Source organism: Erythrobacter sp. S227, from assembly GCF_057364925.1.
Genome location: NZ_CP200280.1, coordinates 3,177,430 through 3,195,340, shown reverse-complemented (window position 1 = coordinate 3,195,340; position 17,911 = coordinate 3,177,430). Strand labels below are relative to the sequence as shown.

Sequence of the window (17,911 nt, the reverse complement as noted above, 5' to 3'; positions counted from 1 at the left end):
TCTCACTCCCTATCTCGACATTCCGTTCCAGCACGCCGCGCCATCGATACTCAAGAGCATGCGCCGTCCGGCGAATGAGGCGAAGGTCTTGGACCGCATCAAGAAGTGGCGCGATATCTGCCCCGACATCGCCATCCGTTCCTCATTCGTGGTCGGCTTTCCGGGAGAGACCGAGGCGGATTTCCAATACCTTCTCGAATGGCTGGAAGAGGCACAATTGGACCGCGTGGGCGGTTTTCGTTTTGAACCCGTCGAAGGCGCGCGCGCCAATGATCTTCCGAACCCTGTTCCCGAGGAGATTAAGGAAGAACGCTACGCCCGTTTGATGGAAGCAACGACACGCATTTCCGCCGCCAAACTCACCGCCAAAGTGGGGCGCACGCTCCCTGTCATCATCGACGAAGTGGGCGAACCAGACGAAGACGGCGACATTGGCGCAACCGGTCGCAGCGAGGCCGATGCGCCCGAAATCGACGGTGCTGTTTACTTGCGCAATGTGCCCGAAACACTTGCCGCTGGCGATATTGTGGACGTCGCGGTGGAAGACGCAGACGCGCACGATCTGTTCGGCGTCATCGCCTGAGCGTCGGTCCGGCCCCAAAGCATCATAGCGCGCGCAATGCCGATCAAAATCTCCTCCCGCTTCGCCTTTGAACTGGACAAGGCAACCGACGTGCTTCTGCAATTCGAGGCCGCAGCGCTGCCTGATCAGCGCATCATCTCGTCCCATTTGGCGATGAGCGAGACGGAAACGATGGCCTGCGTCCCTGCGCAAGACAATATCGGGACCCGCATCTTGCTGCGGGCGCAAGGGTTTTTCAGAGTCGAATATGAGGCCGAGGTTGCGATTGACCGCTTTGTGCCTGACATCGCGTCGCTCGCCGCGCTTCCGACACAAAGGCTCCCGGGAGAGGCTGTGCAATATCTGCTCGACTCGCGCTATTGCCGCGCTGACCAGTTTCAGCATTTTGCCGGGACCCAATTCGGCGCAAGCACGGGCGGAGAGCGGATTGCCGCCATTTGCGACTGGGTGCGGCAATCCTTCACCTATTCACCCGGTGCCAGCAACAGCTCAACAGACGCCGCCGAAAGCTTTATCACCCGTCAGGGCATTTGCCGCGACTATGCCCATATGGTGATCGCACTGGCGCGCGCGTCCACTATCCCTGCGCGATATGTCGCGTGCTATTCTCCGGGTGTTTGCCCGCAGGATTTTCACGCGGTCGCCGAAGTCTTCCTCGCCGACCCCGAGAATCCCGGCAGCGGCGCTTGGCAGCTGATTGATGCAACTGGCATGGCCGATCCGCAAGAAACGGTGAAGATCGGTATCGGCCGCGATGCCGCCGACGTCAGTTTTCTTACAAGCTTCGGGCCCATGCGCTTTGTTTCATCGGCTGTGGACGCAAAAACGGTCTAGGCTCAGGACCCTAGCTGCTCGCCCGTTTGACAAGCTTTACCGGTACGCGCTGCACTTTGGGGTGCGTTTCCCCCTCGCCTATTGCACCTGCGACCGCTTCGACCAGCATACGGCCTGCAAGGTCGAGATCAGGCTCAATCGTGGTAAGCGGGGGCGAGGTCATCTCGCTTGCCGGAATGCCGTCAAAGCCCACGAGGCGAAAGTCATCGGGGATCGCCCTACCCGCCGTTTGCAACTCTTCGATCACACCAAATGCAAGCGCATCGCAAACGGCAAACACGCCGTCGCAATCGCTATGCTCTTCGAGCAATTTCTTTGCCGCCAGTCGCCCTTGATCGCGCCGCGCGTCCGCGGGTTCAATTTCGATCAGGCTGGCGGGAATCCCGCGTTCCTTGGCCCGGTTCAGGAAAACGCGCGCCCGTTCGGCAAATTGGCGCTGCGGGCTTCCTAAAGAACCGATGCAAACAAGGGTCTTCGCGCCTTGATCGATCAGATGATCGGCTGCGGCTTTTGCGCCCGTTTCATTGTCTGACAACACCCGGTCAAGGTCCCCCAAAGGCGACCCCCAAAAGGCAACAGGCGCACCGGTTTGTGCCGCCGCTTTCCCGACATCGCTGAAATAGTCCCAGGCCGGGCGGTTGGCGGTGGTCCCGATCACAATCAGCCCCTCTGCCTGACCGCGCTCAACATAGTGGCCAAACAGCTTGTCCTCATCCGCTTGAAGCGAGACGAGAACCTCGAGGCCTTGCTCTGCGGCCGCTGCGCAGATTCCGCCCAGAAGCGCATAGGAAAAAGGGTTCACATCGCGCGCCCGTGCGCCCGGTTTGCAGATGACGACGACAGCCAAAGTGCCCGTGTGCCCCCGCCTCAAGCGAGCGGCCCGTTCATCGACGAAATAGCCCATTTCCTGGGCTGCGCTCATGACCTTTTGCCGGGTCGCTTCGCTGATTACAGCAGAACCGGAAAGCGCGCGGCTCACCGTCGACTGGCTCACGCCTGCGCGCTCTGCCACGTCAAAGCTGGTGATCCTCGCATTTCTGCGAGGCTCGTCCCCAGAGCCGTTCCCAAGCCCTTCCCCAGAGCCGTTTCCCGACCCGTTCATGGCCACACATCCTTTTCGCTGCTCGAATAGCGTCGTAAATGAGCATGATGCGCATTTGAATAGCTATGCAATGTATGGTCCACATCTAGCTTGGCCTGCTAGAGAGTACGAGGCATGCGCGATGTTTGTGCACGCCGAAGGAGAATAGACCATGGCACCGCCGCAATTTGCTGCTGATCGACTGCTCTTGTTTGGTGCGACCGGCGACCTGTCACGGCGCAAGCTTTTGCCGTCTTTATGCGCGCTTGATGCCGATGGACTGCTTCCTGAAAAGCTGAAGATAATCGGTACGGCGCGAAGCGATCTGGATGATGCGGGCTTTCGCGACATGGCACGCGCGGCTTTGGAAGAGTTTCTGCCCGCGGATCGCCGCGGTGGAATGGCAGGGTTTCTCAACCGTTTAAGCTATCAAACGCTGGATGCGAGCACTCTGGACGGCTTCGATGCGCTTGCCGCCAAAATTGACGACGCTGGCGGGTCCGAGGGCGGTCTCGCTATTTTCCTCTCCACCGCGCCAAGCTTGTTCGGGCCCACTATCGCCGGATTGGAGAAAGCCGGGCTGACGGGCGAAAAGGTGCGCATGTGCCTTGAAAAACCGCTGGGCACCGACCTTGCTTCATCTGCCGAGATCAATGACGCGGTTGCGGCTGCTTTCCCCGAAGAACGCATTTTCCGCATCGACCATTACCTTGGCAAAGAAACCGTACAAAACCTGTTGGCCCTGCGCTTTGCCAATATCCTGTTCGAGCCGATCTGGAACTCCAACGTGATCGAGCATGTGCAGATCACTGTCGCTGAGACCGTGGGGCTTGAGGGGCGCGTTGGCTTTTATGACGATGCGGGCGCGCTGCGCGACATGGTTCAGAACCATATGCTGCAATTGCTCGCGCTGGTGGCGATGGAGCCGCCGACATCCTTCGATGCGACGGCCGTACGCGATGAAAAGGTGAAAGTGCTGCGCGCGCTTCGTCAGGTTACAGCAAGCGAGACAGTGACCGGACAATACCGTGCAGGTGCCAGCAACGGTCAGGCAGTTCCCGGCTATGACGAGGAATTGGCCGAGCATGGCCTTGGCGAAAGCGAGACAGAAACCTTCGCCGCGATAAAGGCACATGTCGACAATTGGCGCTGGAAGGGCGTGCCCTTTTATCTGCGCACCGGCAAGCGCATGCCCCACCGCGTAACAGAAATTCTGGTCCAGTTTCGCAGTGTGCCACATTCGATCTTTGAAGGCCAGAAACTTCAGAACGGCGCCGGGCTCCAGCCCAATCATCTGCTTATCGAAATACAGCCCGAAGAGAACATCACGCTCTCGCTCATGGCGAAAGTTCCGGGCCTTGACGAAGACGGCGTGCGCCTTCGCGAAGTGCCATTGGCGATTGCCATGCCCGATGCCTTTGCCGAGGCACAGCGGCGGATCGCTTATGAGCGGCTGCTGCTCGACCTGATCAAGGGCGACCAGACCCTGTTCGTGCGCCGCGACGAGGTGGAAGCGCAGTGGAACTGGATCGACGGCATCCGCACCGAATGGAAATTGCACGGTGTGAAACCGCAAACCTACATGGCCGGATCATGGGGGCCGAGCAGCGCAATTGCCCTTACAGAACGCGACGGAGTGAGCTGGCATGAGTAAATTGAACCCTGTCATCGAGCGCGTGACGCAGCGCATTATTGAACGCTCGCGAGGCCCGCGCGGTGCCTATCTTGACCTGATGCAGCGCGAGGCGGACAGGCGGCCTGAACGCTCAGCTGTGTCGTGCTCGGTTCTCGCCCATGCCTTTGCGGGCGCACTTGAGGATCAGGATGCGCTGAAAGAAAATCGCGGTCCGAACATTGGCATCGTTACCGCTTACAATGACATGCTTTCTGCTCACCAACCCTATGGCCGGTACCCAGACCGGATGAAGATTTACGCCCGCGAAGTGGGCGCAACGGCGCAGGTTGCAGGTGGCACCCCCGCGATGTGCGACGGGGTGACACAGGGCGAAGACGGGATGGAGCTATCGCTTTTCTCCCGCGACAATATCGCCATGGCGACCGGCGTTGCGCTTTCGCACCAGATGTATGACGGCGTTGCCTGCCTTGGCATTTGCGACAAGATCGTGCCGGGGCTCTTGATGGGCGCGCTCCGCTTTGGCCACCTGCCTGCCGTTTTTGTGCCTTCCGGCCCCATGCCAAGCGGCATTTCAAACAAGCAAAAGCAGGAAACTCGCCAAAAATACGCAAGCGGCGAAGTAGGCCGCGACGCCCTGCTCGAAAGCGAGCTTGCCTCCTACCATTCACCGGGAACCTGCACCTTTTTTGGCACCGCCAACTCCAACCAGATGATGATGGAGATGATGGGCCTGCACATTCCGGGCAGCGCCTTTGTTCTGCCCGGATCAAAGCTGCGCCAAGCCTTGGACCGCGCTGCTGTCCACCGCCTCGCCGAACTCTCCGGCACTACGGAACGCACTCTGGCACAAGTGGTCGACGAAAAGGCGATTGTGAACGCGGTGATCGGCCTGCTTGCCACCGGCGGATCAACCAATCACGCGATCCATATTCCAGCGATGGCGCGCGCCGCTGGCATCATCATCGACTGGAGCGACATGGCTGAGCTTTCGAGCGCCGTACCGCTTCTCGCCCGCGTCTATCCTAATGGCTCGGGCGATGTGAACCAGTTCCATGCAGCAGGCGGCATGGGCTATGTCATCAGCGAATTGCTCGACGCTGGCCTCGCCCACGGCGACATCCTGACAGTGTGGGAAGATGGCTTTGACGCCTACCGCGCAGAGCCGGTGTGGGAAAACGAGGCGCTCCAATGGATGCGGGTTGAGGAAAGCCAGGATGACACCATGCTGCGCCCTGCCTCTGCCCCTTTTCAGGAAGATGGCGGCATGAAGCTCTTGACCGGCAATCTGGGGCGCGCGTGCTTTAAGTCCTCTTCAGTGGCAAAAGAACGCTACACCATCACCGCCCCTGCCCGCGTGTTCCAGACACAAGAAGCGGTGAAAGAAGCCTTCCAAGCTGGCGAACTTGACCGCGACGTGGTCGTCGTTGTGCGTTTTCAGGGTCCGCGCTCCAACGGGATGCCGGAGCTTCACGGCCTCACCCCTTCCCTTGGCGTGTTGCAGGACAAGGGCTTCCGGGTTGCGCTGGTCACAGATGGCCGCATGTCGGGTGCCTCTGGCAAGGTTCCAGCGGCAATCCACTGCTCACCCGAAGCAATGGACGGCGGGCCGTTGAGCCTTTTGCAAGACGGCGATGTGGTGACCGTTTGCGCGCAGACCGGCACTCTTAGCACCGATGCCGACCTCAGCGCGCGCACCCCTGCCCCCAACCCGCCGCAGGAATGGGGCGTTGGCCGCGAACTCTTCCGCATGATGCAAGCCCAAGCCGACGAAGCGGAAAAAGGCGCATCGGCTATGTTGGTGGCCGCTGGCCTATGAGCGAAGGCACACAAATCGTCGCCGTCGATGTCGGCGGCACTCACGCGCGCTTTGCGATTGCCAGCGTGGCGGACGATGGCACCATCACCCTTGGTGAACCCACAACGCTCCACACATCGGACCACGCCAGCTTCCAGACAGCATGGGAGGACTTTCGCACACAGCACGAAAGAGGTGGCGGCACGCTTCCGGACAAGCTCGCTATGGCCGTGGCGGCCAAGATCAAGCCCGACCTCATCCGGTTTACCAACAACCCCTGGATCATTCGCCCGCCTCTCATCCCTGAAAAGCTTGGCGTGGCCGCGCACGTTGTCATCAATGATTTTGCAGCGGTAGCCCATGCCGCCGCTCGCGCTCCTGCCGACCAATTCCTGCATCTTGCAGGCCCCGAAGAACCCTTGCCCCAAACCGGCACAATCAGCGTACTTGGCCCTGGCACAGGGCTTGGCGTTGCGCATTTCAACCGTGTTTCCCCCACCCACTACCACGTGCAGGCAACCGAAGGTGGACATGGCGATTTCGCCCCGTTGGACAGTATCGAGGACGCCATCCTTGCGCGCCTGCGCCAGCGTCACACCCGCGTTTCAAACGAGCGCGTCGTCTCTGGCCCTGCGATTGTCGAAATTTATCAGGCTCTTGCCGCGATGGAGGGCCGCGCGGTTCACGAGAAAACCGACGTCGAGATTTGGACAGCAGGCGTAAGCGGCGAGGATTTGCTGGCGTCGGCTGCCGTCGACCGCTTCTGCCTCGCGCTTGGTTCAGTCGCGGGTGACATCGCTCTAGTCCAAGGGGCATCTGGCGTCGTTATTGCAGGCGGCCTTGGCTACCGCATCCGCGACACGCTTCTGGCCTCCGGTTTTGCTGACCGCTTCTGCGCAAAAGGCCGATTTTCCTCGCTTATGGGCTCGCTACCGGTCAAGCTCATCACCCATCCCCAGCCCGGCCTTCTGGGCGCGGCTGCGGCCTTTGCGCAAACTCATCTTTCCGATCAATCACCTGTGGACACTCCGAACGCATGACACTCCCGCTCACCAGCATCGACGATCTTTCCGAGCGCCTGAAGGAGTTGCACGTCCGAACGCGCGAAACGCCGCTGTTCAACCCTGTCTTTCAGCTCGGGCTGGACCTGTCACGCGCGCTTGAAGGGGGCACTTCTGATCTGGACGCGCTTGAGGCGCTGGTCGAAGAGCTTGAATGCGCCAGCCTTAATGCCCGCAAAGACCGGATGCGCGCATTGGTGGCTCTCTCCGGATCGCAGAGCGCAGTCACCGCAACCAGTGACAAGAACGAAGACTTCGCAGCGTTTCAAAAGCGCTGGGAAACCCCGCAACTGCACGCTGTCTTCACAGCTCACCCGACCTTCCTGATGACGCCTGCACAAACCCGCGCCGTTGCCGATGCTGCGACCAACGGGTCCCATATTGCACGCAGCGCAGATCTCAGCGGTGCAAGCCGTCCGCAAATCACGCTTGATTACGAGCACGCAGAGGCGATGGCCGCCATCGCCCATGCGCAAACCGCGCGAAGTGCCATTGTGCGCGAGGCGTTCGAGCACGCATACGGATGCTGGCCCAAAGAGTGGAAGATCCTGCGCCCGCTGCCGTTCCGTTTCGCCACATGGGTTGGCTATGACATGGACGGGCGCACCGATATCGCGTGGTACACCTCGATCCGTTTCCGCCTGCTTGAGAAGGCTGAACGGCTTGCCAGGTATGCCGACGAGCTGGCCGCGATTGATGACGATCACGCTCTGATCGCGACGCTGAAAGCAGGCGGTGCCCATGCGAGCGCCAGTGCCAAGGATTTCGCGGGAGATTTGTCTGCACCGCAGGCTTTGTCCGACGCGGCCAATCGCCTCACCGCCGATGATCCAGCAAAACTGACAAGTCTTGAAGCAATCATCGCGCAGCTCGAGGAAGAGGCACAAGGCGAAAGCCAGGACGCGAAAGCCGCCGATCTGCTCACTCTGGCCTGCGCCATGCGCGCCGATGGTCTGGGTATGGCGCATATCCACTTTCGCGTGAACGCCAAGCAATTGCACAACGCCATCCGTGTCCACCTCCACGAAAGCCCGCAACTGGACCTGTCGAGCAAGGGCGCAGTGGCGACCCTTCGCGGCATGTTGACCAAGGTCACTCCCAAACGCACCAATTTCGCCTCGCTCGCTATCGAAAGCTCGACCGCGACACGGCAATTCCTCGCGATGGCGCAGATCCTTGAACACATCGACGCCGATACGCCGATCCGCATGTTGGTGGCAGAATGCGAACAGCCCTCGACGGTGCTTGCCGCCCTTTACCTCGCCAAACTGTTCGGGATTGAAGACAAGGTCGACGTCTCGCCCCTGTTTGAAACCGAAGAAGCGCTCGAACACGGTGGCCGCTTCCTCGAGGCGCTGTGCGCTGAAGAAAGCTATCAGGAATATGCCCGCACAAGGGGCCGCGTTTGCATCCAGACCGGCTTTTCCGATGCGGGGCGTTTTGTCGGGCAGATCCCGGCAAGCCTTGCGATTGAACGTCTTCAGGGCCGCCTGGCGCAGGCGATGGGCAAGAACGGGCTCACCGATGTGGCAGCGCTCATCTTCAATACCCACGGCGAAAGCATGGGCCGCGGCGCGCATCCCTCGACGTTCGAAGACCGCCTTACCTGGCCGCTAAGCCCCTGGGCGCGAAGCCGTTTCAACCGCAACGGGATCGAGCTTGAACCCGAAGTGTCTTTCCAGGGCGGCGACGGTTACCTCTTCTTCGCCAATCCCGAACTGGCGCGCGCGACCCTTACCCGGATTATTTGCGACGGCCCGCCGCCAAGCGAAGTGTGCGACGACCCGCTCTACCAGCGCACGGATTTGAGCCTCGATTTCTACCGCGCGATCCGCGCGCATCAGCGCCGTCATTTGCGCAGCCAGACATACAGCCGCGCGGTTACCGCCTTCGGGCTTGGCCTGTTAAATTCCACCGGAAGCCGCGTGTCGCGACGGCAAAGCGACCTTTCCGCCGACCGCGATATGAACTTGCGGCAAATCCGCGCCATCCCGCACAATTCGATCCTCCAACAGCTTGGCTATCCGGTGAATGTCATCGCCGGCATCGGAAGCGCGGCGGATGGCAATTACGAGGAAATCTCCGCTCTTCTCATGCAAAGTGATCGCGGGCGGCAATTGATGCGTTTGGCGCAATCCTCCAATGCGCTTGCCAGCATCAAGACGGTTGCGGCCTATGGCGAATTGTTCAATTCGGCCTATTGGGCAAGCCGCCCCTATCGCGGGACAGAGCCGCATTTGTCCTCTGCCTGCGAAGTTCTGGCCGAATATCTAACCAAAGATGACCGCACCGGTGTTTACCGGCGCCTCGCATCGCGGGTTCGTGTCGATGCGCTCAAATTCCACAGGCTGCTGGACCAGCTTCCTCGCGAAGAGCGCCTTGAATTTGATCAGGACACACGGCGCATGATTGGCGCAGCGCAGGCTCTGCGCCTTGCCTTGATGCAGCATATTTTTCTGCGCGCCGTATCGGTTCCGGTCTTCAGCCGCGCGAATGATATCAGCCGCGAAGATGTGCTGGAGATGGTGTTCTCGCTTCGGATCGACGATGCACTGGCTCAGATGCGGCGTGCCTTTCCGGTCGCCTTCCCCTCGCCGTCCGATTTCGCGATGGATGCGCCTGCCGATTATCCCGATGCAGAAACCGAAGGGTATGCAGCGATTTCACGCGATTACATCGACCCGATCGAGCGCGCTTACGGCTTGATGCTGAGGCTGAGTGTGGCGATCGCCAACGAGTTCGGCGCCCATGGCTAGGACCTTTCCCTGCTGATCGAGGGCAGTAAACTAAACGCCGAAGCCTTGAGCCCGTTAACGTTTGCGCCCTATTTGCGTCCCCGCAAGGGACGGCCGCGACTTAGGCACTAGCGAAAAAGCCGAAAAAACGGCATAATGCGCTGCGTGATAAAGGGATTACTGATTATGGCTTTCGGCAAACTTCGTTTTGCAACCGTTGTAGGTTTGGCAGCACTGACGAGCGGCGCGACCCTTGTTGCTGGACAATCTTCCGTTGAAGAGGCGGGCGACGAGGCTCTGCGTATTGCGATGGAAGCAGAGGATGAAATCCGCGCGATTGACCCGACCACCGGTGGCGACTCACTGGTGATTGATCCCTCTCTGCCCCAGCCATATGACGCCAATGAAGTCACCCTTCCCGAACTTCCGTCTGCACCAGATGCGCTTACACAGTCTGCATTGGGCAACGTTCCGGACGATACAATCGATACACCGCGCGGTCCTGCTCTTCGCATGATCGAGGCGCAAGACGGCGCTCTGCCAGAGCTTCCTTCCGCGCCAGCTGACATCACCGCTCGCGCAATGGAGCAAGCACCGGCGGTCGCAGCTCCAGCGATTGCACAGGCCCCGAAGAATGCGCCAGAAGACCCCTTCGTAATCAACTCGATCCTGCCGATTGAGGGCACTATTCGTTATGGCGATTGGTTCTGGGACGAAAGCCGCGCTCCCAAAACGGGCAAGCTGGTCATCACCGTCGACCTTGATGCCCGCGTCATCAGCGTCTTTCGCAATGGCCACGAAATCGGCACGGCGGTTGCCCTGCTTGGCACCAAGAGCCACCCGACACCTGTTGGTGTTTTCCCGATCCTGACCAAGGAAAAGGACAATGTGTCCGAAAAATATGACAACGCGCCAATGCCATGGACGCTGCGCATGACATGGGACGGGATTGCCATCCACGGTTCGCCGGTAATGAACGGTTACGCCTCGCACGGCTGTGTCGGTGTGCCCGATCCGTTTGCCGAGAAACTCTTCGCCATTGCCAAGCGCGGGGACAAGGTGATCGTAACACGCGGCAAAATGGTCGGCGTGGGCGACAAGCTTATCAGCGGATGATTTAGTGCGTCCTCCGGGGCGGTTCCGGCACAAAACGCCAGACCCGCATATCGACGCCCACTTTGTCGACCTTTTCGATATCGCAGCGGCCAAGCACACCGCCAAGCGACGCATTCTCCCCGCGCCATAGTCGGTCGGCGGCTCTCCCCGCCTCGCCCCGGCTGACGCGGCCGCCCAGCTTTGCGACAATGCGGCAAACGGTCTCGATCTGGATCGCGCGCGGCACGTTGCAGAAATAGCGGTACTGCGGCAGGCCGTCTGCCGTCTCCTCGAGCGTCACCATCTCTTCCCAATCTGCTTGCGCATACCATTCCAGCGCCCGCCACCCTTCGGCCAGATGCTGCGCGCTTGCCGCGAGGTTCGGCGCGTCCAGCCAATCATGCTGCGCCAGATGTTGTCGCACGCGCACACGGTCAAAGGCGCGATCTACATTGGATGGGTCGCGCACCGGAGTAATGCCGCAGGCCTCGACCACTTCCTCCAGCTCGCTTTTCCGAAAGCCAAGCAGAGGCCGGATTAATGGCAGGTTTTCGTAGCCGGGCACGTGGGTCCACTCGCGAACACCGGCAAGCCCCGCAATACCGCTCCCGCGCACCAGCCGCATCAGCAGCGTCTCTGCCGCATCATCGGTATGATGCGCCGTCGCAACCGCGCCCAGCCCCTCTTGATGGGCCCATTGCCCCAGTGCCGTGTACCGCGCCTCTCGCGCCTTGGCCTGCAAATTGCCGGAACCCAGCTTTACCTTGGCCCGCGTGAAAGGAACGCCAAGCGCGGCACACACGCTTTCGACCAGTGCGACCTCGGCCTTGGCCTCGGCGCGCAGACCATGGTCCACGCTCATCACCGCGATCTCTCCCGGCAGTGTGGTGGCCGCCAAAAGCAGAAGGGCAAGGCTGTCGGGACCACCTGACACGGCGAGCCCCAAGGGGCCTTCGCGGTCCTCGTCAGGCCACAGGCGTTCAAGCGTCCCGGCAAAGCGTACAATACGCTCCGGTTCGATCGCAGCTAGGTTGAGCGGCCTATCAATCAGTGCCCCCTTTGGTGTCACATCGGCCCTTCAAACGGGCTCAACTCTCGCAGGTGACTTTTTGTAAACTGCTTTGGTATTGGCTCGCCAGACGCCCCGTCGCAACCGCAGGATAGGTTTCGCCAAATTCGGCCAGCGCAATGCAGGCCCGGCGGGTATCATCCATCGCGATCATCGATTCAGCCAGAAACAGCAGGCTGTCCGGTGCGCGCCGTGCGGTGCGGTCGGCCTGATAGTTGCGCAAGAACCAGCGCGCTGCCTCTTCCGGCATGCCATCATCAAGGAAGGCCCGGCCAAGCAAGTTACGGCCGTAGGTGATGCGCGAATGGTTGGGATAGGCCTCGACGAACGACGCCAATTGCTGGCGCGCTTCGGGGAAATATCCCGCATTCCAGAGGCGGAAGCCGTAGGAATATTCGTCATCGCCCGCATCATCGGTTTGCGGCTTTGTGATCGCCTGAACACCCGCGACACGTTCGGCGCTTGGGCCGGTTGTAGTGGTCGTAGATGTGCTAGCGGTGCCGCTGGTAGGCTGCTCTTGTTCGAAAGAGCCCGAACCCGTGCCCGTCATCGCGCCAAGGTTGCTGTCCGTGGCAGTCGTTTCCGGATTCGAAGGAACAGAGCGCGAGGCACCGGGTAATTCAAGCGCGGTCAGACGCATATCAAGCGCGCTCAAGGCGTTGGTGTTCTCTTCGGTTTTCGCGGTCAGCCGCTGGAGTTGCAGTTCCATCGCATCAAGCCGCGCCAGGATATCGGTCACTGCCGTGGTCGAAGGCCGCGCGGTTGTTTGCGGAGTGCTGCGCGTGGGCTGCTGGCTGCCATTTGACGGGATCGAGGGTTCAAAAAACCGGCCATCTCCGCCGGGAAACACGGTGCGTTGAAGCGCGCGGATTTCGGCCTCGGCACGGCGCAGGCGCGCTTCTGTATCGTCTTGCGCCACAGCAGGAATAGGCGTCGCCGCGACAACAGCCGCAGCGGTAATTGCGCCAAGCACGGGCGCTGTCTTTCTCAAAAGGGTGATTGCACGGGTCAGATGCATGACGGGTCAGGCTCCCTTATGGTCCATCATAGTGTTTTCGTGGCAGAATATGCATTTGAGCGTCTCGCACAGGCCACATGAATAGCGTCCGAATCTTGCCCAAGCCCGGCTTTCAAGTCGAGCCCGCGGCATAACTAAACGGGGGAATGTACCCGCCAACCGACGATCTGTCCGATTAATCGGGAGACCCTTCGGACCCGCGTGATAGCAACGCAGCTGCAGATACCGGCGCATCGCTGACCGGGACCATTTCGTTCGCGATCGGCGGCACGGCCTGCCCGCCTATGGTGATGTTAAACAGGTTTGGCCGCCCTGTGTTCATGCGCGGATCTTCTGCATCAAGCGGCACTTCGAATGTATCGCCATCCTGCATCACGCCCTCGAACAGGCGCTCACCGCCGTCTTCGTAAAAGCGCACCCATGCCTCGTCCCCTGCCATCGTCAGGACCACTTGGCCCTCAGCAGAGGGTACAGCAGGCGTGGTGGCAGTATTGGCCGAGGCAAGCGTTTCTTCCTGGGCAGCGGCCGCTTCATCGGTTGTATCATTGTCAGCTATCAGGGAGGGCAATTCAGCGCCTGCGCCAAAGTAAGTGCTGGCAAAGGCCACCACGCCCACGGCCAGCAAAAGCGCTGCGATAGCCCCGAACCATGCAAGCCCGCGTGATGGGAGCTTGTTCGCATCGCCCGGCTCCATCCCGCTCGCCATGACCGACGGGTGTATTCCCCCTTCGGCAAGCTCTTCGCGCACAGCGTCAGCAATGGATCTTTCATCAAGCCCGACGCTGCGCGCATAGGTGCGGGCAAATCCGATCGCATATGTTCGGGAAGGAAGCGTGTCGTAAGCGCCAGCCTCGATCGCTTCAAGATGTCTGACAGGGATGCGGGTTTCAGCAGAAATATGGGCCATATCCATGCGCCGCGCCTCGCGCGCAGTGCGCAAGCGGTCGCCTGCTCCCGCGCTTGCGGTTTCCAGCAGATCAGTGTCGGTTTCTTCGATGTCGTTGTGTTCGCTATCCATCAACTCGCTTCACATTCGCGCCCAAAGTCATATTATTTTGTTATGCTGCATAGAAGCTTGGCGTTGGAGCCCAAGTCAAGGGATGCGATGTAAAAAACGCGAGACACCAAGGCAGAGCGACCGCAAAAATCGCTCACCTGAGCCTTGAAATGAAGTCTGCGTGCGATTGGTGGCTAGTCGAACTCGATTTCGCGCGCCTTCGCCCAGGCGCCGAGTTCCTCGCGCAGGTTTGTTTGAGGCTTCAAAAGCCACTGCGACATTGCATCGGTAAGCTCTGCCAGATCGACTTTGCGCACAAGCTCTTTGATCGGGCCGACAGCTGCCGGAGTGATCGACAAGCGGCGATAACCGATCCCGAGCAATGCCAGCGCCTCTAGCCGGCGACCGCCCATTTCACCGCATACGCCAATATCGACACCGCTGCCCACGGTCTGCTGCGATACCCTGTTGAGGAAACGGAGGATGGGAATGGAAAGCCAGTCGTAGCGTTCCGCCAAGGCAGGATTGCCCCGGTCGGCTGCGAACAGGAACTGCGTCAGGTCATTGGTCCCGATGGAAAGAAAAGACAGGCGCGGTAACAGCAGGTCAAGCACTTCTGCCAATGCGGGCACTTCGAGCATGGCGCCAAAATGGATCGCCTCGGGCACCATCTTCTTTTTGGACCGCAGGAAAGCGAGCTGTTCGTCGAACACCTTTTTCGCTGCATCAAATTCCCATACTTCGGACACCATCGGGAACATCACATAAAGCGACCGGCCAGCGGCTGCCTCAAGCAGTGAGCGGGCTTGTGCCTTCATCAAGCCATCGCGTTCCAATGCGAGGCGCAAGGCGCGCCAGCCCATCGCCGGGTTTTCATCCTGACGCGCCATGTCCGATGCAAGGTAGGGCACCGATTTGTCACCACCGATATCGACCGTGCGAAAGATCACCGGCTTTTCACCGGCAGCATCAAGCACATCGCGGTAGAGCTTTTGCTGGCGCTCGCGCGCGGGCAAAGTTGCAGAGACAAGGAACTGGAATTCGGTGCGGAACAGTCCGACGCCGTCTGCGCCTGTCATGGCAAGCGCGCTGATATCGTCGCGAAGCCCTGCGTTCATCATCACCTGAATGCGCGTGCCGCATTTGGTGAAAGGCTCGACATCACGCAAAGATGCATAGACGGCCTGACGCTCTTTGGTTTTGGCGAAACGCTGTAAAAAGGCATCGGCCACAGGCGCGGTTGGCCTGACGGTCGCGGTGGCCGCCGTTGCATCAAGCAGGATTTCATCGCCATCACGCACGGTCCCGCGAAGGCCCCCATTGCCATTGTTGGCGCGGCCCAGGACCGGCACACCCATCGCGCGCGCGACAATCACGACATGAGCGGTGAGAGAGCCTTCTTCGAGGATCACACCTTTCAAACGCCGCCGGTCATATTCGAGCAATTCCGCAGGGCCCAGATTGCGCGCGATCAGGATCGTGTCCTGGCGAAGCCCCTGCTGCGCAGCCGTGCCGAGTTGGCCTGACACAATCCGCAAAAGCCGGTTCGCCAAATCCTCAAGGTCGTGCATCCGGTCAGCGAGCAGCGGATCGTCAATCTCGCGCATTCGCATACGGGTGTGCTGCTGCACCCGTTCAATCGCGGCCTCTGCGGTCAGGCCGGAGCTGATCGCTTCGTTGATGCGGCGCGACCACCCTTCGTCGTAAGCGAACATCTTGTAGGTCTGGAGCACCTCTTCATGCTCCCCGCCCACGCCAAAGTCGGCCTGGGCAGAAAGGCCGTCGATCTGCTCGCGCATTTTGTCAAAAGCGCGGTAAACCCTCTGGCGCTCTGCCTCGATATCATCAGCGACTACCTGCGTGATCTGAACGCGGGGCTGGTGAAATGCAGCGATCCCTGCGCCAAGCCCTTTTACAAGGGTCAGGCCGCTGATCATTTGTGGCCCGGATTGCTCAGCGCTCAGGCCAAGCGCCTCTTCTTCATCGACCAAATCGGCGTTGGTGATGAGTTCGGACAAGACCATTGCTGTGGTCTGAAGCGCCTCGATCTCGACATCGGCATATTTGCGCGGGTCGAGATGCTGCACACACAAGACGCCCACCGCCCGTTCACGGTAAACGATGGGCACGCCTGCAAATGAGTGGAACTTCTCCTCACCCGTTTCAGGGCGATAGAGGAAATCTGGATGCGCCTTTGCCTCGGCAAGGTTCAGCGTCTCGACCTTGTCCGCAATGGTGCCGGTCAGACCTTCCCCGATTGCCATACGTGTGACGTGCACGGCGCTTTTGTTGAGACCGCGCGTCGCGAAGAGTTCGAGCATCCCTTCGCGCAGGAGATAGATCGAGCAAACCTCTGAAGAGAGGCTTTCCCCGATGATATCAACCACCTGATCAAGTTTGCCTTGCGCGTGCAGGCGCGAGGCCATCACATCGTGAAGGCGCGTCAGAATCTGGCGAGCTGCGTCTACTGCTGTCATTATGGCTGAGGACCCTAGCGCTCTGCGGCAAAAAGGGGAAGGTGAGCGCCCTCAAATAGTGAAGGCGCGCCGGATTTAGTCAAAAAGACATATGCAAACGAGCAGCGCAATTGCCGCTGTTACAGGAGAAGAAAGTCGCCGCGCTGGTTAATAGCGCTCGATCTCTTCCTTCAGCTTGAGTTTCTGTCGTTTGATGGCCTGAACCGCTGCGGCATCCGGGACCGGGCGAGCCATCTCGTCACGAAGACGGGCTTCTAACCCTGCATGTTTTGATTGGAGAGCATTCACGTGTGAGGATGCTGCGGACATTGCCATATGCTTGGTCTCCTATGTTGTTCGGGGGTTCGCCCCCGGTTGGCGACTCGGAACAACGCGTCCGAGGTGCAAATCAGATGAAATCACATCTGGCCCAAACTTGCAAAGTGATACGCCAATATGAAGCGGCCAATGAGGGTTTATCCAAGACGAGCCGCCTGTCGCAACCCGGGCAAATCCCCTAGTGCCAATGTCACAGGATGACAGGCCCTTGCAGTCGGCCCTCGAACGCGTCATTGAATTGGCAATGGTACAATCGCTTGTGCGCATCATAGCTGCACGCAAAACCGGACGGGTCTGAGACAGTCATGAACGAGCAAGAGCTGCAGCAACGTCTTGGGCTGTTGAAGACCGAGCATCGTGATCTGGACGCAGCGATTGCGGCCTTGATCGAGGCAGGGGCAAGCGACCAGTTGCAAATCGCGCGGTTGAAGAAGCGCAAACTGCGCCTGAAAGACCAGATTGCGATCATCGAGGACACATTGCTGCCTGACATTATCGCGTAAATCTTTGAAACAAATGGGTTTCGATTAAGCGAACGTCAGCACCAATCCGCGATTTATACGCAGTACCCCTGATCAGTAGGAATACATAGGGGAACCACCTGAATGGGTAAGCATGCAAGGCTTATCGTCCCTCAACGAGACAGGCGAAAATCTTAGAGGGATAGTAACCTTACCCCACTGGATTGCTTGCCCCCAGACGAGTAGCGGAATGAGCGATGACAAATGCCACAAACCTATCGCGCCCGATTGTGGAAGCGCTTTACACCGAGGCTCTGGTGCTGGCCGATGAAGTGCGCGCAGTGTTTGCGCGCGGGGCCTACGAGCCCGAAATACCCGCAGATCGCAATAGCGACACTATGGCTCGCCTCGCTTTGTCGACCGAAGGGCTGAAAACAACCACGCGAATGATGCATATCCTTGCATGGCTTTTGAACCAGCGCGCTTTCTTCTCTGGCGAACTGACCGAACGGCAGGTGCGCTTGCACGGAACCCTGCCCGACGATCGGCCTACGGATGAAAGGGCTCTCGATGCGCTTGAGCCTGCGACCCGTGACCTGATCGCGGAAAGCGAACGATTGCATCAACGCATTGCCCGGCTGGATGAAGCATGGCGTTCCGGCTTTGAAATGGCATCGCCAGCGCGCGCTATTCACTCAAGGCTTGAAAGGCGATTGAGCGACCTTTCGATGTAAGCGTCTATAGGGGTCGC

15 protein-coding genes are annotated in these 17,911 nt (G+C 59.7%); 9 read left to right on the top strand and 6 right to left on the bottom strand.

The genetic code is table 11. From position 1 onward, the window contains the following. On the top strand, positions 1 to 583 hold a 583-nt coding region (locus AC0V6Q_RS15145), incomplete at its 5' end, for a radical SAM protein (RefSeq protein ID WP_486169208.1). A gap of 36 nt (positions 584 to 619) precedes the next feature. Continuing rightward, on the top strand, positions 620 to 1,417 hold the full coding sequence (locus tag AC0V6Q_RS15140) for a transglutaminase-like domain-containing protein (protein WP_486169207.1): 798 nt from the start codon (positions 620 to 622) through the stop codon (positions 1,415 to 1,417). A gap of 10 nt (positions 1,418 to 1,427) precedes the next feature. Here AC0V6Q_RS15140 and AC0V6Q_RS15135 read toward each other — a convergent pair whose 3' ends face one another. Further along, the gene (locus AC0V6Q_RS15135) at positions 1,428 to 2,519 is read right to left on the bottom strand and encodes a LacI family DNA-binding transcriptional regulator (protein WP_486169206.1); all 1,092 of its coding nucleotides are present in this window, start codon (positions 2,517 to 2,519) and stop codon (positions 1,428 to 1,430) included. A 151-nt stretch (positions 2,520 to 2,670) separates the two neighbouring features. Here AC0V6Q_RS15135 and zwf point away from each other — a divergent pair, with 151 nt between their 5' ends. From zwf to AC0V6Q_RS15110, 5 genes are all read left to right on the top strand, one after another. Next, the gene (zwf, locus tag AC0V6Q_RS15130; protein ID WP_486169205.1) at positions 2,671 to 4,152 is read left to right on the top strand and encodes a glucose-6-phosphate dehydrogenase; all 1,482 of its coding nucleotides are present in this window, start codon (positions 2,671 to 2,673) and stop codon (positions 4,150 to 4,152) included. After that, positions 4,145 to 5,950 (top strand): phosphogluconate dehydratase, encoded by a 1,806-nt coding sequence (gene edd, locus AC0V6Q_RS15125; protein WP_486169204.1) that lies wholly within the window; start codon positions 4,145 to 4,147, stop codon positions 5,948 to 5,950. The genes zwf and edd overlap by 8 nt, the downstream gene beginning before the upstream one ends. Beyond that, a complete protein-coding gene (locus tag AC0V6Q_RS15120) occupies positions 5,947 to 6,969 on the top strand; it encodes a glucokinase (protein ID WP_486169203.1) in 1,023 nt (340 codons plus the stop codon). The genes edd and AC0V6Q_RS15120 overlap by 4 nt, the downstream gene beginning before the upstream one ends. Next, positions 6,966 to 9,746, top strand: a complete 2,781-nt coding sequence (locus AC0V6Q_RS15115; RefSeq protein ID WP_486169202.1) for a phosphoenolpyruvate carboxylase — start codon at positions 6,966 to 6,968, stop codon at positions 9,744 to 9,746. The genes AC0V6Q_RS15120 and AC0V6Q_RS15115 overlap by 4 nt, the downstream gene beginning before the upstream one ends. Positions 9,747 to 9,911: 165 nt before the next feature. Further along, positions 9,912 to 10,841 carry a L,D-transpeptidase family protein gene (locus AC0V6Q_RS15110; RefSeq protein ID WP_486169201.1) on the top strand — a complete coding sequence of 310 codons (930 nt, stop codon included), beginning with the start codon at positions 9,912 to 9,914 and terminating at the stop codon, positions 10,839 to 10,841. A gap of 1 nt (position 10,842) precedes the next feature. Here the strand turns inward: AC0V6Q_RS15110 and tilS are convergent, their stop codons facing one another. The 5 genes from tilS to AC0V6Q_RS15085 all read right to left on the bottom strand — a co-directional run bounded on the left by tilS (position 10,843) and on the right by AC0V6Q_RS15085 (position 16,696). Continuing rightward, positions 10,843 to 11,889: a tRNA lysidine(34) synthetase TilS gene (tilS, locus tag AC0V6Q_RS15105; protein ID WP_486169200.1), complete on the bottom strand. Its 1,047-nt coding sequence runs from the start codon at positions 11,887 to 11,889 to the stop codon at positions 10,843 to 10,845. Between the two features lie 19 nt (positions 11,890 to 11,908). Continuing rightward, complete coding sequence (locus AC0V6Q_RS15100; RefSeq protein WP_486169199.1) at positions 11,909 to 12,907, bottom strand: tetratricopeptide repeat protein; 999 nt, start codon at positions 12,905 to 12,907, stop codon at positions 11,909 to 11,911. Between the two features lie 175 nt (positions 12,908 to 13,082). Continuing rightward, the gene (locus AC0V6Q_RS15095; protein WP_486169198.1) at positions 13,083 to 13,925 is read right to left on the bottom strand and encodes a helix-turn-helix domain-containing protein; all 843 of its coding nucleotides are present in this window, start codon (positions 13,923 to 13,925) and stop codon (positions 13,083 to 13,085) included. Positions 13,926 to 14,098: 173 nt separating this feature from the next. Continuing rightward, positions 14,099 to 16,381 carry a phosphoenolpyruvate--protein phosphotransferase gene (gene ptsP, locus AC0V6Q_RS15090; protein WP_486169197.1) on the bottom strand — a complete coding sequence of 761 codons (2,283 nt, stop codon included), beginning with the start codon at positions 16,379 to 16,381 and terminating at the stop codon, positions 14,099 to 14,101. A 147-nt stretch (positions 16,382 to 16,528) separates the two neighbouring features. Continuing rightward, positions 16,529 to 16,696: a YdcH family protein gene (locus tag AC0V6Q_RS15085; RefSeq protein WP_486169196.1), complete on the bottom strand. Its 168-nt coding sequence runs from the start codon at positions 16,694 to 16,696 to the stop codon at positions 16,529 to 16,531. Between the two features lie 308 nt (positions 16,697 to 17,004). Between AC0V6Q_RS15085 and AC0V6Q_RS15080 the strand changes: the two genes are divergently transcribed. After that, on the top strand, positions 17,005 to 17,202 hold the full coding sequence (locus AC0V6Q_RS15080; RefSeq protein ID WP_486169195.1) for a YdcH family protein: 198 nt from the start codon (positions 17,005 to 17,007) through the stop codon (positions 17,200 to 17,202). A 215-nt stretch (positions 17,203 to 17,417) separates the two neighbouring features. Further along, on the top strand, positions 17,418 to 17,894 hold the full coding sequence (locus AC0V6Q_RS15075) for a DUF1465 family protein (RefSeq protein WP_486169194.1): 477 nt from the start codon (positions 17,418 to 17,420) through the stop codon (positions 17,892 to 17,894). Positions 17,895 to 17,911 lie beyond the last annotated feature (17 nt).

Coding starts and splice junctions, on each gene's coding strand:
- AC0V6Q_RS15085 (WP_486169196.1), bottom strand. CDS start 16,696: ATGGCAATGTCCGCAGCATCCTCACACGTGAATGCTCTCCAATCAAAA.
- AC0V6Q_RS15120 (WP_486169203.1), top strand. CDS start 5,947: ATGAGCGAAGGCACACAAATCGTCGCCGTCGATGTCGGCGGCACTCAC.
- AC0V6Q_RS15140 (WP_486169207.1), top strand. CDS start 620: ATGCCGATCAAAATCTCCTCCCGCTTCGCCTTTGAACTGGACAAGGCA.
- AC0V6Q_RS15075 (WP_486169194.1), top strand. CDS start 17,418: ATGACAAATGCCACAAACCTATCGCGCCCGATTGTGGAAGCGCTTTAC.
- AC0V6Q_RS15110 (WP_486169201.1), top strand. CDS start 9,912: ATGGCTTTCGGCAAACTTCGTTTTGCAACCGTTGTAGGTTTGGCAGCA.
- AC0V6Q_RS15115 (WP_486169202.1), top strand. CDS start 6,966: ATGACACTCCCGCTCACCAGCATCGACGATCTTTCCGAGCGCCTGAAG.
- edd (WP_486169204.1), top strand. CDS start 4,145: ATGAGTAAATTGAACCCTGTCATCGAGCGCGTGACGCAGCGCATTATT.
- AC0V6Q_RS15135 (WP_486169206.1), bottom strand. CDS start 2,519: ATGAACGGGTCGGGAAACGGCTCTGGGGAAGGGCTTGGGAACGGCTCT.
- ptsP (WP_486169197.1), bottom strand. CDS start 16,381: ATGACAGCAGTAGACGCAGCTCGCCAGATTCTGACGCGCCTTCACGAT.
- AC0V6Q_RS15100 (WP_486169199.1), bottom strand. CDS start 12,907: ATGCATCTGACCCGTGCAATCACCCTTTTGAGAAAGACAGCGCCCGTG.
- AC0V6Q_RS15095 (WP_486169198.1), bottom strand. CDS start 13,925: ATGGATAGCGAACACAACGACATCGAAGAAACCGACACTGATCTGCTG.
- AC0V6Q_RS15080 (WP_486169195.1), top strand. CDS start 17,005: ATGAACGAGCAAGAGCTGCAGCAACGTCTTGGGCTGTTGAAGACCGAG.
- zwf (WP_486169205.1), top strand. CDS start 2,671: ATGGCACCGCCGCAATTTGCTGCTGATCGACTGCTCTTGTTTGGTGCG.